The organism is Kitasatospora sp. NPDC057512 (assembly GCF_042802135.1).
Classification (GTDB): Bacteria; Actinomycetota; Actinomycetes; order Streptomycetales; family Streptomycetaceae; genus Kitasatospora.
The window spans coordinates 1-12,715 of the sequence record NZ_JBHVET010000169.1 but is presented as its reverse complement, the minus strand read 5'-3'; the positions used below and the strand labels follow the sequence as shown (position 1 = coordinate 12,715).

Below are 12,715 nucleotides of genomic sequence, written 5' to 3'. Positions count from 1 at the left end.
ACTGATCCACCCCGAAGGGCTTCACCGTTCGACTTGCATGTGTTAAGCACGCCGCCAGCGTTCGTCCTGAGCCAGGATCAAACTCTCCGTGAATGTTTACCCGTTATCGGGTTCACACCCGCGTTGAGCGGCACGGCAACCACCGGAATAGGGCGGTCCCGCGCACTGCGTCCTCGCTAGTGTTTGTTTCAAAAGGAATCTCCAACCCCAGTCGCAATGACCGAGGCCGGGGATGTCAACATATCTGGCGTTGACTTTTGGCACGCTGTTGAGTTCTCAAGGAACGGACGCTTCCTTCGGACCGCCTTCCAGCGGACCCTCCGGGCTTCGTTCTTTCGTGTTTCCAGCTTATCAGATGTTTTCCGCTCCGTTTCCGGGGCTTCGTTCATCCAACTCGCCGGTGTCTTCCGGGGTTTGACGCCCCGTCCGACGTTTCAAACTCTAGCCGATCCCCGCTCCGAAAAGCGAATCCGACCGCAACCCAATAAACGTGCACACCGAATGCGCACCAGGCCGCGACGCGAAAACGACGAAGCGACCCGGCCCGAACCGGGAAGTGGTGTTTCAGAGGATTGGCCACCCCGGGACCGTCCGCGCGGCTGCGTGTCCGGTGCTCCCTGTCAGGCGACTAGAAGACACTACTCCCACTCCGGGCCCACGCCAAATGCCCCTGGTCCGCCGTGGGCCCCGGCCCGCCGGCCCGAGCCCCGGCCGCCCGCTCAACGGCGGCGTTCATCGTTTGTCTACCGCCTTCCGCCAAGCTCGTGCCCACACCGCGCCCCGACGACCTGGCGGGCGCGAACGCACGAGAGAACCACGAGGCACGGGTACATGAAGACGACGAAGACCCTCCGGCAGATCGCCCTGGCCACCGCCACCACCGCACTCGCCCTCGCCGGGACGGTGGCCTCGACCGGTACCGCGGAGGCCGCGATCGAGCGGGCCGTCGACCACGTCTCGATCTGGGACGACGAGCCGCTCTACCAGGGCTGGTACATCGAGTCCGGCTCCACCCGGATGATCATGCAGCCCGACGGCAACTTCGTCGTCTACCAGTACGGGACCCAGGTCAAGATGGCCAGCAACACCGTCGGCTGCGGCTACAAGGCCGTCATGCAGGTCGACGGCAACTTCGTCGTCTACGCCGCCAACGGCTCCCCCTGCTGGTCCTCCGGCACCTCCGGCCACCCGCACGCCAAGCTGAGCGTCACCGTCAACGGCACCTCCGGCGTCTACTGGGGCGGCGACGGCATCCCGCGCATCCCCCACTCCTCCACCCCCGGCCCCGTCCCCGGCGCGGTCCTCTTCTCCTCCGACCTCTACTGAGAAAGCGGGGGTCGCCGGGAAGGCCGGGGCTACTGAGCCCGCCCCGGCCCGTCGGCCCGCAGGGCGAGCCACCGCACCAGGTCGGCCACCGACCACTGCGGCCGGGAGGCGAGCCGCTCCGCCGCCGTCCGCAGCAGGACCGGCAGGTGGCCGCAGAGCGCGGCCACCTCGGCCACCGCCTCCGGCTCCCGCCGGACCCGGTCCGCGCCGGCGATCCGGGCCAGCAGTTCGTAGGCGTCGTGCGGCTCCAGCGGTCCCACCGCGAGCCGTACGGCGCCGTCGGGCAGGGTGCCCGGTTCGGCGCCCGCCACCACCGCCGCGCAGCCGGGCACCGACGGCAGCAGCACGCCCGGCTCAGCCACCCCGTCCAGCAGGACCAGCACCCGGCGACCGGCGAGCAGCCCGCGGTATCGCTCGCCGAGCTCCTCGACGCCCGCGTCCGCCGTCGGCCGGTCCCCCAGCGCCCGCAGGAAGCCGGCGAGCACCACACCGGCCTCGCCGCCGCCCGCGTACAACCGGCCGTCCGGGAAGGCGTCCTGGACGGTGTGCGCCACGTGCACCGCCAGCGCCGTCGCGCCGCAGCCCGCCGGACCGGACAGCCCCAGGACCGGCGCCCCGGCCGCCCGCAGCACCCGCTCCGCCTCCCGCACCTGCGCCGCCCGCCCGACCAGGTCCGGGATGTCCGGCGGCAGCTGGCTCGGCCTCGGCAGCCGCCGCAGCAGCACCGGGGCCTCGCCGCGCCGGATCTGCTCGGCCAGCTCGACCAGGGCCGGGGCGGGTTCGAGACCGAGCTCCCCGTCCAGCCGCTCACGCAGCGCCTCGTACCCCGCCAGCGCGTCCGCCGTCCGGCCGCAGCGGTGCAGCGCCAGCAGGTGCAGCCGGTGCACCTCCTCGTCCTGCGGGTGCGAGGCGGCCAGCCCGGCCAGCGGCTCCAGCGCCTCGGCGTGCCGGCCGAGCGACAGGTCCAGGTCGAGCAGGGTCCTCACCGCCGCGAACCGCCCGGCCGCCAGCCGCTCCCGGACCCGCTCGGCGAACGCCCCGGGCACCCCGTCCAGCGCCCGGTGCCCCTCCCAGGCGCCCAGCGCCCGCGCCAGCGACTCGCGCGCCCGCAGGGGGTCCTGGTGACGCAGCGCGACGGCCTCCGCCACCTCGGCCTCGTAGCGGAAGAGGTCCACCGCCGTGCGCGGCGCCTCCAGCCGGTAGCCGCCCGCCGCCCCGACCAGCAGCCCGGGCTCGCCCAGGGCCCGCCGCAGCCGGTGGACGTGGGTGCCGATCTGCCCGACCGGATCCTTCGGCCAGCGGGTTTCGTCCGCGCCCCACAGGTCCTCGACCAGCCGATCCGTGGACACCAGCTGCCCCGGCGGGATCAGCAGGGCCGCGAGCACGGCCCGCTGCTGCGGTCGGCCGAGGTCGAGCTCACGACCGTCGGTCCGGGCCCGCAGCGGCCCCAGCAGGCTGAAATCGAGCCCCACGGCCCACCCCTCGAAGCCCTCGATCCGGTGCACAACCTGTGCACGATCCGGTGCACAATCTGTGACAGAGCATAGGCCGCCGGGGTATGGGGGCCCACCGTCCGGACGGAACTGGCGGGATCCCGGCGCAGAACGACTTTCGGGGACGGGTAGATGGGTGACATGGGGGGTTCCGGGCTGCGGTTCGGACTGCTGGGACCGCTGCGGGCCTGGTACGGGGAACTGGAACTGGAGTTGGGCCGGCCGCAGCAGCGGGCCGTGCTCGCCGTGCTGCTGGCCGCCGCCGGGCGCACGGTGTCGGTCCCGGTGCTGGTCGAGGGGGTGTGGGGCGGGGCCTCGCCGGCCGACCCGCGCAAGGCCGTCCAACTCGCCGTCTCCCGGCTGCGCACCGCGTTCCGGCCGTACGCCGGGGACGACCCGGACCGGATGCCGCTGGTGCGCGTCGGCGACGGCTACGCGTTCAGGGCGCCCGGCACCGAGGTGGACGCCGCCGCCTGGGAGGCGCTGCTGGCCGAGGCCGAGCGGCTGCGCGAGGCGGGCGCCCCGCCGCGGGAGGTCCGGGAGGTGCTGCGCCGCGCCCACCGGCTCTGGGTCGGCGAGGCGCTGGCCGGACTGCCCGGGCCGCACGCCGAGGCCGTCCGCACCCGCCTCACCGAACAGCGGATCTCGGCCAAGGAGACGGAACTGGAGCTGGACGCCGACCTCGGCGACCGCACCGACCTCACCGCGTCCATCGCCGCCCTCTCCCTGGAGCACCCCGGCCGCCCCCGACTCACCACCGTCCTGATGCGCGCCCTCTACCAGGCCGGGCGCAAGGCCGAGGCGCTCGCCGTGTACGAGGACGCCCGCGCCTCGCTCCCGCCCGGCGAGGACGCCCCCGCCGAGCTCCAGCTGCGGATCCTGCGCGAGGACGCCGCCCTGCTGCCCGCCGGCGCCACCCAGGCCGGACCCGCCGACGACGCCCCCGGCGCCGCCGACACCTGGCGGGCGCCCGACCAGCTGCCGTCCGGCCTGCCCGACTTCACCGGCCGCACCGAGGAGGTCGAGGCCCTCACCGACCGCCTCGCCGGCGCCGGCGGACGGGCCGTCGTGGTCTCCGCCCTGGACGGCATGGGGGGCGTCGGCAAGACCACCCTCGCCGTGCACGTGGCCCGCCGGACCCGCGACCGCTTCCCCGACGGGCAGCTCTTCGCCGACCTGCGCGGCGCCGACCGCACCCCGCCCGACCCCGGCACGGTGCTCGCCGGCTTCCTGCGGGACCTCGGCGTCGCCCCCGGCGAGATCCCGCCGGACACCGGGGAGCGCAGCGCGCTCTACCGCTCGGCCCTGGCCGGGCGGCGCGTCCTGGTCGTCCTCGACAACGCGGCCACCCCCGGCCACGTCGAACCCCTGCTGCCCGGCTCGCCCGGCTGCGCCGTCCTCGTCACCAGCCGGCACCGGCTGACCGGCCTCGCCGGATCCCACCAGCTGCGCCTGGACACCCTGCCGCCCGGGCAGGCGCTGGAACTGCTCACCCGGATCGTCGGCGCCGAACGCGTCGCCGCCGAACCCGGGGCCGCCGAGGAGGTCGTCCGGGCCTGCGGGCTGCTGCCGCTCGCCGTCCGCATCGTCGCCTCCCGGCTCGCCGCCGACCCCGCGCTCACCCTGGCCACCCTCGCCGAAGGCCTGCGCCGGGAGCACCGGCTGGCCGAACTCAGCGACGGCGAACGGACGGTGGAGGCCAGCTTCGCGCTCTCCTACCACCGCCTCGACGTCGAACTGGCCCGCGCCTTCCGGCTGCTCGCCCTGCCCGACGCCCCCGACATCCCGCTGCCCTGCGCCGCCGTCCTGCTCGACCGCACCGAGGCCGAGACCGACGAACTCCTCGAAACCCTCGTCGACCTCAACCTCCTGCAGTCCCCCCGCTTCGGCCGGTACGGCTACCACGACCTGGTCCGCGCCTACGCCCGCGGCCGGCTCGCCGCCGAGGACGGCCCCGCCGAACGCACCGCCGCCACCGGACGGCTGCTCGACTTCTGCCTCGCCACCGCCCGCAACGCCGACGTCGCCGCCCGCAAGCCCGACCCGGTCGAACTCAGCCTGCTCGACGTACCGGTGCCCCACCCCGGCCGGCCCGTCGCCGACGGCACGGAGGCCGTGCGCTGGATGCGCGAGCAGGCCGAGGTGCACGCCGCCGTCATCGCCCTGAGCTGCGCCGACCCGGCCCTGCCGCTCGACCGCGCGGTCGAACTCGCCGACCGGATGGGCGCGGTGCTCGCCGAACGCACCCAGACCACCGTCATCGCCGACCTCGCCGAACGCCTGGCCGGCGAGGCCGAGGCACGCGGCGACCACGGCCCGCTCGCCCTCGCCCGGTACGTGCGCGGCAGCATGCTCTGGCACGTCAACCGCTACGCCGAGTCCGTGGAGGAGATCCGCCGGGCCGTCGAGGTCTGCACCACCACCGGTACCGACCGGGTGCTCGCCAAGGCCCTGCTCACCCTCGGCGGCAACGCCCGTGTGCACGGCCGCTACGCCGAGGCCGCCGAACACGCCGGCCGGGCCGCCGGGCTGTTCCACCGCCTGGGGGCCGGACGCTCCGAGGGCAGCGCGCTCGGCGAGTTCGCCTTCAGCTGCGCCCAGACCGGCCGGCTCGACGAGGCCCGGGAGGCCGCCGAGCGCAGCGCCCGCCTGATGCGCGACTCGGGGCCGGTCTCCGCCGCGATCGGCCGCTACTACCTCGCCCGGGTGCTGCGGCTGTGCGGCGACCCGGAGGCGGCGCTCGACCACGCGGTCGGCGCCCGCGACGAGTTCACCGCCCTCCAGGTCACCGTCTTCGCCGCCGCGTCCGGCGACCTCGCCGCCCGCATCCACGCCGAGGCCGGCCGCTGGCTGCTCGCCGTCGACGCGGCCGAGGCCGTCCTCCCGCTCGCCCGGCGCACCAGCCCCGCCCTGGAGGGCGCCCTGCTGCGCACCCTCGGCACCGCGCTCACCGGCCTCGGCCGCCCGAGCCAGGCCCGGGCCTGTCTGACGGACTCCCTGGAGGTGTACGAGCGACTGGGGCTCACCGAGGAATCCGAGCAGGTCAGAGCCCTCCTGGCGCGGTAGACGCGGCATCAACGGCGGCACCGGCCACGCGTGTTGACCGGCCGTCTACCACCGTGCAGGAACGTCTCTCTCGTCAGGCCCCGGGCCGCAGCGGTTGCGGCCCGGGGCGACACCACAGACGAGAGGCGCCACCATGCCCACGCTCCCGCAGCACGGCCAGACCTGGACGATCAAGTCCGCCAACGGAACCGTCGCCGACGTCCGTTCCAGCCAGACCGCCGCCGGCACCGCCGTCCAGTCCTGGGGCTCCAACGGCACCACCGCCCAGGGCTGGACCTTCTGGGCCAAGGAGAACGACAGCTTCCTCCTGGAGACCCAGCTCACCACCGGCAAGCACGTCGGCGGCCAGGCCATGGTCATGGACTTCAACTACTCCACCGGCCAGGCCTGGCTGTACAACGAGCACAACCAGCCCAACCAGCACTGGTGCTTCGAGCCCCTCGACAACGACTGGGTCCGCATCCGCACCACCCGCACCAACGAGGGCATGCTCTACCTCACCGCGGCCGCCCCCGGCTCGCCGCTCACCCTGTCCCGGCAGGACGACGGCAACCCGGCGCAGCGCTGGCAGCTCGTCCCGGCCGGGGGCATCAGCAGCGGCGGCGGCCAGCAGCAGCCCCAGCCCCAGCCGCAGCCCCAGCCCGGCGGCGGTGGCGGTGACTTCCGCTCCGAGATGCTGAACGCCGTCAACGCCGAGCGCGGCCGGGTCGGCGCCCCGCCGGTGCGCCTGGACGACCGCCTCAGCGCGGCCGCCCAGCGCCACGCCAACGACATGGCCTCGCACGACCTCACCCAGCACAACGGCACCGACGGCAGCACCCCCTGGGACCGCATCGCGGCCGCCGGCTTCGTCTCCCGCGCCTCCGCCGAGAACGTCACCCCGAGCAACAGCGTGCCGGAGGCGATGCAGATGTGGATGAACAGCCCGGGCCACCGGGTGAACATCCTCAACCCCGACTACAACTACATCGGCATCGGCTACGCGCCCCGCCAGCGCGGCAACTGGGGCCGCTACGTGCAGACCTTCGGCAAGGCCTGAGCCCCCGACCGGCACCCTTCCAGCGACAAGGAGTCCACACCCATGTCCTCGAACGCGGCGGACCTGATCCGCATCGCCCGAGACGAGGTCGGCTACCACGAGGGCCGCAGCGGCGGGCACTGGAACAACATCCAGAAGTTCTCCCCCGCCGTCGCCGGCCTGGAGTGGTCCCAGGGCGAGGCCTGGTGCGCCACCTTCGTCTCCTGGTGCGCCGAGCAGTCCGGCAACGCCGGGCGCTTCCCGGTGACCGCCTCCTGTGCGGAGGGCGTCGCCTGGTTCAAGGAGCGCGACCGCTTCACCGAGTACCCGGTGATCGGCGGCCAGGTCTTCTTCGGGCCCGGCGGCGGCAGCCACACCGGCATCTGCATCGCCTACACCAGCTCCACCATCACCACCGTCGAGGGCAACACCAACGACGGCGGCAGCGCCGAGGGCGACGGCGTCTACCTCAAGACCCGTGAGCGCCGCTCGGACTGGGTCTACGGCTACGGCATCCCGGACTTCGCCGAGGGCGCGGTCCTCGCCGACCCGGAATGGAAGGACCGGGCCGGGGCGCTCTACTTCGGGCAGGAGGCCTCCGCGGAGGACAGCCCCCGCGGCGGAGCCCCGTCCGGCGGCTCCGCTCCGGCGGGCGACGGCGGTGACGGAGGCGACGGCGGCGACGGCGGCGACGGCTACGAGCCCTTCCCCGGCGCCGAATTCTTCCACGACGGCCAGAACAGCGACGTCGTCACCCGGATGGGAGAGCGCCTCGTCGCCGAGGGCTGCTCCGCCTACGCCGAGGGCCCCGGCCCCGAGTGGTCCGACGCGGACCGCGAGTCCTTCCGCAACTGGCAGCACAAGCTCGGCGACTCGGGCGCGGACGCCGACGGCATCCCCGGCCCCAAGCAGTGGGCCGCGCTCGCGGTCCCGCGCGGCTGAGCGGGCCGGCCCACCACACCAGAAGGAGAAACCCGATGAGAACCATCACCCGTACCCGCAGGCTCCTCGCCTCGCTCGGGGCCGTCACTGCCGTCGCGGGGGCGGTCGTGGCCGGCGCACCGGCGGCGCAGGCGGCGCAGGCCGGCGCCTGCGACCTGTCGCCGTCCGTGGGAGCCTTCGCGGCCGTGAACAACGGCTCCGGCGCCGGCGCGCTCGACCTGTACCACGACGTCGAGGCCAACGGTCAGCCGATCATCGTCTGGCCGGCCAACCAGTCGCCCGCGCAGGCCTGGTCGTTCTGGAAGTACTGCGACGGCACCACGGCGATCTCGCACGGGCAGGGCAAGGTGATCGACCTCGACACCGGTTCGGGCGCCGTCCACCTCTGGGACACCCCCGGCGGACTGGACGGCCTCAACCGGCCGGCCGGCGACTGGATGCCCGCCAACCAGAAGTGGCGGCTGACCGACGAGGACCACGGCTGGTACCTGGTCCGCAACGCGGCCACCGGGCAGTGCCTCACCTCCAACGGCGCCGGCCAGGCCACCGGGGTGGCCTCCTGCGACCCCGCCGCCCCGGCCCAGCGCTGGCTGCTCGGCTGACGAACCACCGGGCCCGGTCCGCTCTCCAGGTCGAGCGGACCGGGCCCGGCCTCGTCCGGGTGCCCCGCGGCCCCCCGCGCCGAAGCCGGTCGGCCCCTCGCCGACCCCCGTCCGGGCGGCTGATCACGACTCGGCATCCCTTGTCACGACGGCGCGAGGGACTCGTCACGACCGTGTCAAGGACGCGTCGAAGCCATGGCCCCGCTCGTTCGCGCTGCGCTATGAACGTCCCTCAGGAGGACCACCGGCACCGGGGGTCCGCTAACTCGGGGGACATCGCATGAAGCCCATCCGCAGCAGTCGTCGCGCCCTGGCCCTGGCCTCACTGGCCGCCGTCGGCGCGCTCACCCTGACCGCCTGCAACGACGACGCCTCGTCGTCCGACACCGCCAAGACCCCGCCGGCGACGGGTGCGCCCGCCACCCAGGCCGCCTCGCCGAGCGCCGCGGCCACCACCCCGGCCGCCTCCGGTTCGGCCTCCGCCCCGGCGGGCGGCGCCGGGTCCGGTTCGGCCGCCGCGCCCGCGCCGGCGGGCAGCGCCCCGGCGGCCGGGACCACGCTGAAGCTCGGCGACGCCGCCACCGTCCCGTTCAGCTCGGGCAGCACCAAGGGCACCATCGCGCTCGCGGTCACCTCGATCGAGAAGGGCGACCCGGCCGACCTCGCCCCGCTCAACCTGGGCGACAAGGCCAAGGGCCTGGTGCCGTACTACATCCACTACAAGGTCACCAACGCCGGCGGCACCGACCTGTCCTACACCAGCGTCGGCCACATGAAGGGCCTGCTGGCGGACGGCACCGAGGCGCAGGAGCTGATGGTCATCGGCTCCTTCGCCAAGTGCAAGAGCGAGTCGCTGCCCAAGGGCTTCACCAACGGCCAGTCCGCCACATCCTGCGCGGTGGCGATGTCCCCGGAGGCCTCCAAAGTCGCGGGCGCCGAGTACTGGGGCGAGCCGTACACCCTCGGCAAGGGCCTCAACTGGAAGTGATCCGCGGGTGGTCCGGGCGGGGGCGGCGGTCGGCCGCTCCCGCCCGGGCGCGCTCAGCCCGTCCCGTCGGGGACGCCTCCACCGCCGACGGAGCGCCGTGGATCCGCAGGAAGGCGTCCACCCCGGCCGTCGCGATCCGCTCGACCTCCCCGTCCGCCACCGGGAGCGCGCCCCGGAAGGAGCGCTCGGCGACGCCGTGGAAGGTCAGCAGGGTGAACCGCTCGGCGGCCGGGGCGGCGTCCTCGACCGCGAGCAGCCCGCGCCCGGCGAGCGCCTCGACGTGCTGCGCGAGCCCGCGCCGGGAGGCGACCGGGCCGGCCTCCAGCCAGTGACCCGGACGTGCCACCGAACGGACGTGCTCTATGCTGCGTACGCCTTCTACACCCGTGTAGAAGGCATGGGGAAGCGCCTCCCCCGATCACGAGCGGCCGGACCCCCGCACGGGAACCGGCCGACCGGCAACCGGCGTCCGGAACTGGCAGCGCCACGAACAGACTTCCGGACCGACGAAACCGACGGACGGCACGCGGCGCAGGCGCCACCATGGCGCGCGGAACACGGGAACACCGGGGTGAGGGCGTGGCGGGGCAGCGAGGACGGTCGGCCGACCAGCGGACGCGCCGACGGGCGGCGGACAAACCGGCCGGGCACATACGCCCGCTGCCCGGCGGCCCCGCGCTGCCGGCCGCCCTCGCCCTCGGACTACCGCTGGCCGGCGCCGCGGTCGACGAGCTCTCCGGCCCCGGCATGGGCCTGGCCTTCGCCGTGGCCGCGGTGCTCGGCGCCGGCCTGGCGGCGGCGCTGAGCAGCCGCAACGGCTGGTGGTGGGTGCTCGCCACCTCCCCGCTGGTGGTCCTGGGCGTGACGGCCGCGGTCGAGCTGGCCGCCCACCGCGACCGGTACCAGGGCAAGGGCCTGGCCACCGGCGCCGCGAAGTGGGTGGTGCACGGCTTTCCCGTGATGGCCGAGGCCGCGGCCGCGGCCGTCATCGTGATCGCGGTCCGGCTGGTCCGGGCGAGGAGGAGGCAGCATGGCTGACAACCCCGGGACCGACGGCGGCGCCGAGGCCCGCCGCCCCCGCCGCCCCTCGCCCGCCCTGGTCGCGGGCCGGGTGGTGGCCTGCACCGTCGGCCTGGCGGTGTTCGCCGCCAGCGGGGTGGTCTGGTACGAGTACAAGCAGCTCACCGACGGGATGACCACCTCCGGCGTCATCGCCGAGACCAAGAAGGACGCCCCCAAGCACCTCGACAACTCGGTCAACCTGCTGCTGATCGGCCTGGACAGCCGCAAGAACATGGACGGCACGGACCTCCCGCCCGAGTTCGTCCAGGACGAGCTGCACGCCGGCCACAGCTCCGACATCGGCGGCTACAACACCAACTCCCTGATCCTGCTGCACATCCCGGCCAACGGCGGCAAGGTGCAGGCCGTCTCGATACCCCGCGACGACTACGTGATGACCTACGACGCCAACGGCTCCCAGATGGGCATGGCCAAGATCAAGGAGGCCTACGGCGCGGCCAAGGACAAGGCCGACGCCGGACTGCGCGCCAAGGGCCTCAAGGGCGCCGACCTGGAGAAGGCCGGCCGGGACATCGGCCGCGCGGCCACCATCCGCACCGTGCAGAAGTTCCTCGACCAGCCCATCGACCACATCGCCGAGGTCAACCTGATGGGCTTCTACGACATCGCCAAGGCCCTCCAGCCGATCGAGGTCTGCCTCACCCACGACACCAAGGACCCGGCCATCGAGGGCCAGGGCTCCGGGGCCGACTTCCACAAGGGCGTCAACAAGCTCAACGCCTCCCAGGCGCTCTCCTTCGTCCGCCAGCGCCACAACCTCGACGGCCCGGACGGCAACACCGGCGACTTCGCCCGCACCCACCGCCAGCAGGCCTTCATCTCCTCGGTGGTGCACAACCTCAAGCAGAAGGGCGTCATCGGCGACCTGGGCAAGATGCAGGAGCTGATGGGGGTGATGCAGAAGGACCTGGTGATCGACAACGAGTGGAACGTGCTCGACTTCGCCCAGCAGGCCCCCAACCTCACCGGCGGCAACGTCGAGTTCAACACCCTCACCTTCGACGGGTTCGGCACCAAGAACGGCCAGGACGTCAACCTGGTGACCCCGGCGAAGGTCCAGAAGGTGGTCAAGCAGCTCTTCGGCTACGCCGACGCCGCCCCCGCGCCGGTCGACCCGGCCGCCCCCTCCGGCGCGCCCGCCACCCAGGCCCCCGCCGCCCCGCCGGCCGCCACCACGCCCCCGGCCGCCGCCGGGTCCGTCACCGTGGACGTCTTCAACGCCTCCTCCGCGGCCGGGGTCACCTCCGCCGGCGAGGCCAAGGCGCTGGCCGACCTGGGCTTCAAGGAGGGCCGCACCGGCTCGGCCGCCACCCGGCCGAAGACCACCACCGTCACCTACGGCAAGGGCGCCAAGGAGGCCGCCGAGCAGGTCGCGGCCCGCTACGGCGTGACCGCCACCGCGTCCGCCGCCACCGCCGCCGAGCACGTCGTCGTCACCCTCGGCACCGGCTTCACCGGCGTCGCCGCCGACAAGCCCGCCGCCCCCGCCGGTGGCGCCCCGGCCGACCCGGCCGCCGACCTGCCCATGCAGGGCCCGGCCGTCGACGCCCAGTCCGACGGCGGCATCCCCTGCGTCTACTGACGCGCACCCCCGCGCCGACCTCGGCGCCCTCCTGAGGGAGGCTCCCCACCCCGGGGAGCCTCCCTCCGTCGTTCCGACCCCGCCCCGGAATCCCGGGGAAACCTCTGGCGCGATTCTCCGTACTATGTATAGTGTACTGCGTACGGGATAACCGTGCGATGCCGACGAGAGGGCTCCGCCTTGCAGATCACCACGACCGCCGTCTCCCTGACCGTCGAGGACGTCACCACCTCCGCCGCCTTCCTCCAGCGGCACTTCGGCTACACCGAGCAGATGTCGGCCGACGGCTTCGTCTCCCTCGCGCACCCGGGCGGCGGGGTCAACGTCGTCTACCTGCGGCGCGGCCTCGAAGTCCTGCCCGAGGAGCAGCGCCACCGGATCGCGGACGGCGTGATCCTGGCGTTCGTCGTCGAGGACATCGCCGCCGAGGAACGGCGGCTGCGCGAGGAGGGGGTCGTCATCACCCTGCCGCTGCGCGAGGAGCCGTGGGGCGAGAAGCTCTTCCAGGTCGCCGACCCGAACGGGGTGGTCGTCGAACTGGTCGAGTGGGCCGAGCAGAAGGAGCAGTAGGAGCGGTAGGCAATGACGACGGCGCCCCCTGTCCCGGCCCGGGAC

The 12,715-nt window shown here is 74.0% G+C and carries 11 protein-coding genes and 1 rRNA gene; 9 read left to right on the top strand and 3 right to left on the bottom strand.

Annotated elements, in window-relative coordinates; translation table 11 throughout:
- A 16S ribosomal RNA gene (locus tag ACFU6K_RS14175) occupies positions 1-93 on the bottom strand; the annotation flags it as partial.
- Positions 94-831: 738 nt separating this feature from the next.
- On the opposite strand from ACFU6K_RS14175, the gene ACFU6K_RS14170 reads away from it, so the two are divergent.
- Positions 832-1,326: a hypothetical protein gene (locus tag ACFU6K_RS14170; RefSeq protein WP_380663013.1), complete on the top strand. Its 495-nt coding sequence runs from the start codon at positions 832-834 to the stop codon at positions 1,324-1,326.
- Positions 1,327-1,355: 29 nt separating this feature from the next.
- Here ACFU6K_RS14170 and ACFU6K_RS14165 read toward each other — a convergent pair whose 3' ends face one another.
- A complete protein-coding gene (locus ACFU6K_RS14165) occupies positions 1,356-2,798 on the bottom strand; it encodes a BTAD domain-containing putative transcriptional regulator (protein ID WP_380663011.1) in 1,443 nt (480 codons plus the stop codon).
- Positions 2,799-2,951: 153 nt separating this feature from the next.
- On the opposite strand from ACFU6K_RS14165, the gene ACFU6K_RS14160 reads away from it, so the two are divergent.
- From ACFU6K_RS14160 to ACFU6K_RS14140, 5 genes are all read left to right on the top strand, one after another.
- Positions 2,952-5,885 carry a BTAD domain-containing putative transcriptional regulator gene (locus ACFU6K_RS14160; RefSeq protein WP_380663010.1) on the top strand — a complete coding sequence of 978 codons (2,934 nt, stop codon included), beginning with the start codon at positions 2,952-2,954 and terminating at the stop codon, positions 5,883-5,885.
- A gap of 133 nt (positions 5,886-6,018) precedes the next feature.
- On the top strand, positions 6,019-6,924 hold the full coding sequence (locus ACFU6K_RS14155; protein WP_380663008.1) for a CAP domain-containing protein: 906 nt from the start codon (positions 6,019-6,021) through the stop codon (positions 6,922-6,924).
- A gap of 42 nt (positions 6,925-6,966) precedes the next feature.
- Positions 6,967-7,845: a peptidoglycan-binding protein gene (locus tag ACFU6K_RS14150; protein ID WP_380663007.1), complete on the top strand. Its 879-nt coding sequence runs from the start codon at positions 6,967-6,969 to the stop codon at positions 7,843-7,845.
- A 35-nt stretch (positions 7,846-7,880) separates the two neighbouring features.
- Complete coding sequence (locus tag ACFU6K_RS14145) at positions 7,881-8,447, top strand: RICIN domain-containing protein (RefSeq protein WP_380663005.1); 567 nt, start codon at positions 7,881-7,883, stop codon at positions 8,445-8,447.
- Between the two features lie 280 nt (positions 8,448-8,727).
- Positions 8,728-9,435 carry a hypothetical protein gene (locus ACFU6K_RS14140; RefSeq protein ID WP_380663004.1) on the top strand — a complete coding sequence of 236 codons (708 nt, stop codon included), beginning with the start codon at positions 8,728-8,730 and terminating at the stop codon, positions 9,433-9,435.
- Here ACFU6K_RS14140 and ACFU6K_RS14135 read toward each other — a convergent pair.
- Entirely contained in the window at positions 9,422-9,781 is a 360-nt protein-coding gene (locus ACFU6K_RS14135) for a TetR/AcrR family transcriptional regulator C-terminal domain-containing protein (protein WP_380663002.1), read from the bottom strand. The two genes, ACFU6K_RS14140 and ACFU6K_RS14135, sit on opposite strands and share 14 nt — an antisense overlap.
- A 233-nt stretch (positions 9,782-10,014) precedes the next feature.
- Here ACFU6K_RS14135 and ACFU6K_RS14130 point away from each other — a divergent pair, with 233 nt between their 5' ends.
- The 3 genes from ACFU6K_RS14130 (at position 10,015) to ACFU6K_RS14120 (ending at position 12,670) form a co-directional block, all read left to right on the top strand.
- Complete coding sequence (locus tag ACFU6K_RS14130) at positions 10,015-10,473, top strand: DUF6542 domain-containing protein (RefSeq protein WP_380663001.1); 459 nt, start codon at positions 10,015-10,017, stop codon at positions 10,471-10,473.
- Positions 10,466-12,100 carry an LCP family protein gene (locus tag ACFU6K_RS14125; RefSeq protein WP_380662999.1) on the top strand — a complete coding sequence of 545 codons (1,635 nt, stop codon included), beginning with the start codon at positions 10,466-10,468 and terminating at the stop codon, positions 12,098-12,100. The genes ACFU6K_RS14130 and ACFU6K_RS14125 overlap by 8 nt, the downstream gene beginning before the upstream one ends.
- Before the next feature lie 180 nt (positions 12,101-12,280).
- Positions 12,281-12,670 carry a VOC family protein gene (locus ACFU6K_RS14120; RefSeq protein WP_380662998.1) on the top strand — a complete coding sequence of 130 codons (390 nt, stop codon included), beginning with the start codon at positions 12,281-12,283 and terminating at the stop codon, positions 12,668-12,670.
- The last annotated feature ends 45 nt before the right edge of the window (positions 12,671-12,715 follow it).

Coding starts and splice junctions, on each gene's coding strand:
- ACFU6K_RS14170 (WP_380663013.1), top strand. CDS start 832: ATGAAGACGACGAAGACCCTCCGGCAGATCGCCCTGGCCACCGCCACC.
- ACFU6K_RS14160 (WP_380663010.1), top strand. CDS start 2,952: ATGGGTGACATGGGGGGTTCCGGGCTGCGGTTCGGACTGCTGGGACCG.
- ACFU6K_RS14155 (WP_380663008.1), top strand. CDS start 6,019: ATGCCCACGCTCCCGCAGCACGGCCAGACCTGGACGATCAAGTCCGCC.
- ACFU6K_RS14150 (WP_380663007.1), top strand. CDS start 6,967: ATGTCCTCGAACGCGGCGGACCTGATCCGCATCGCCCGAGACGAGGTC.
- ACFU6K_RS14145 (WP_380663005.1), top strand. CDS start 7,881: ATGAGAACCATCACCCGTACCCGCAGGCTCCTCGCCTCGCTCGGGGCC.
- ACFU6K_RS14140 (WP_380663004.1), top strand. CDS start 8,728: ATGAAGCCCATCCGCAGCAGTCGTCGCGCCCTGGCCCTGGCCTCACTG.
- ACFU6K_RS14125 (WP_380662999.1), top strand. CDS start 10,466: ATGGCTGACAACCCCGGGACCGACGGCGGCGCCGAGGCCCGCCGCCCC.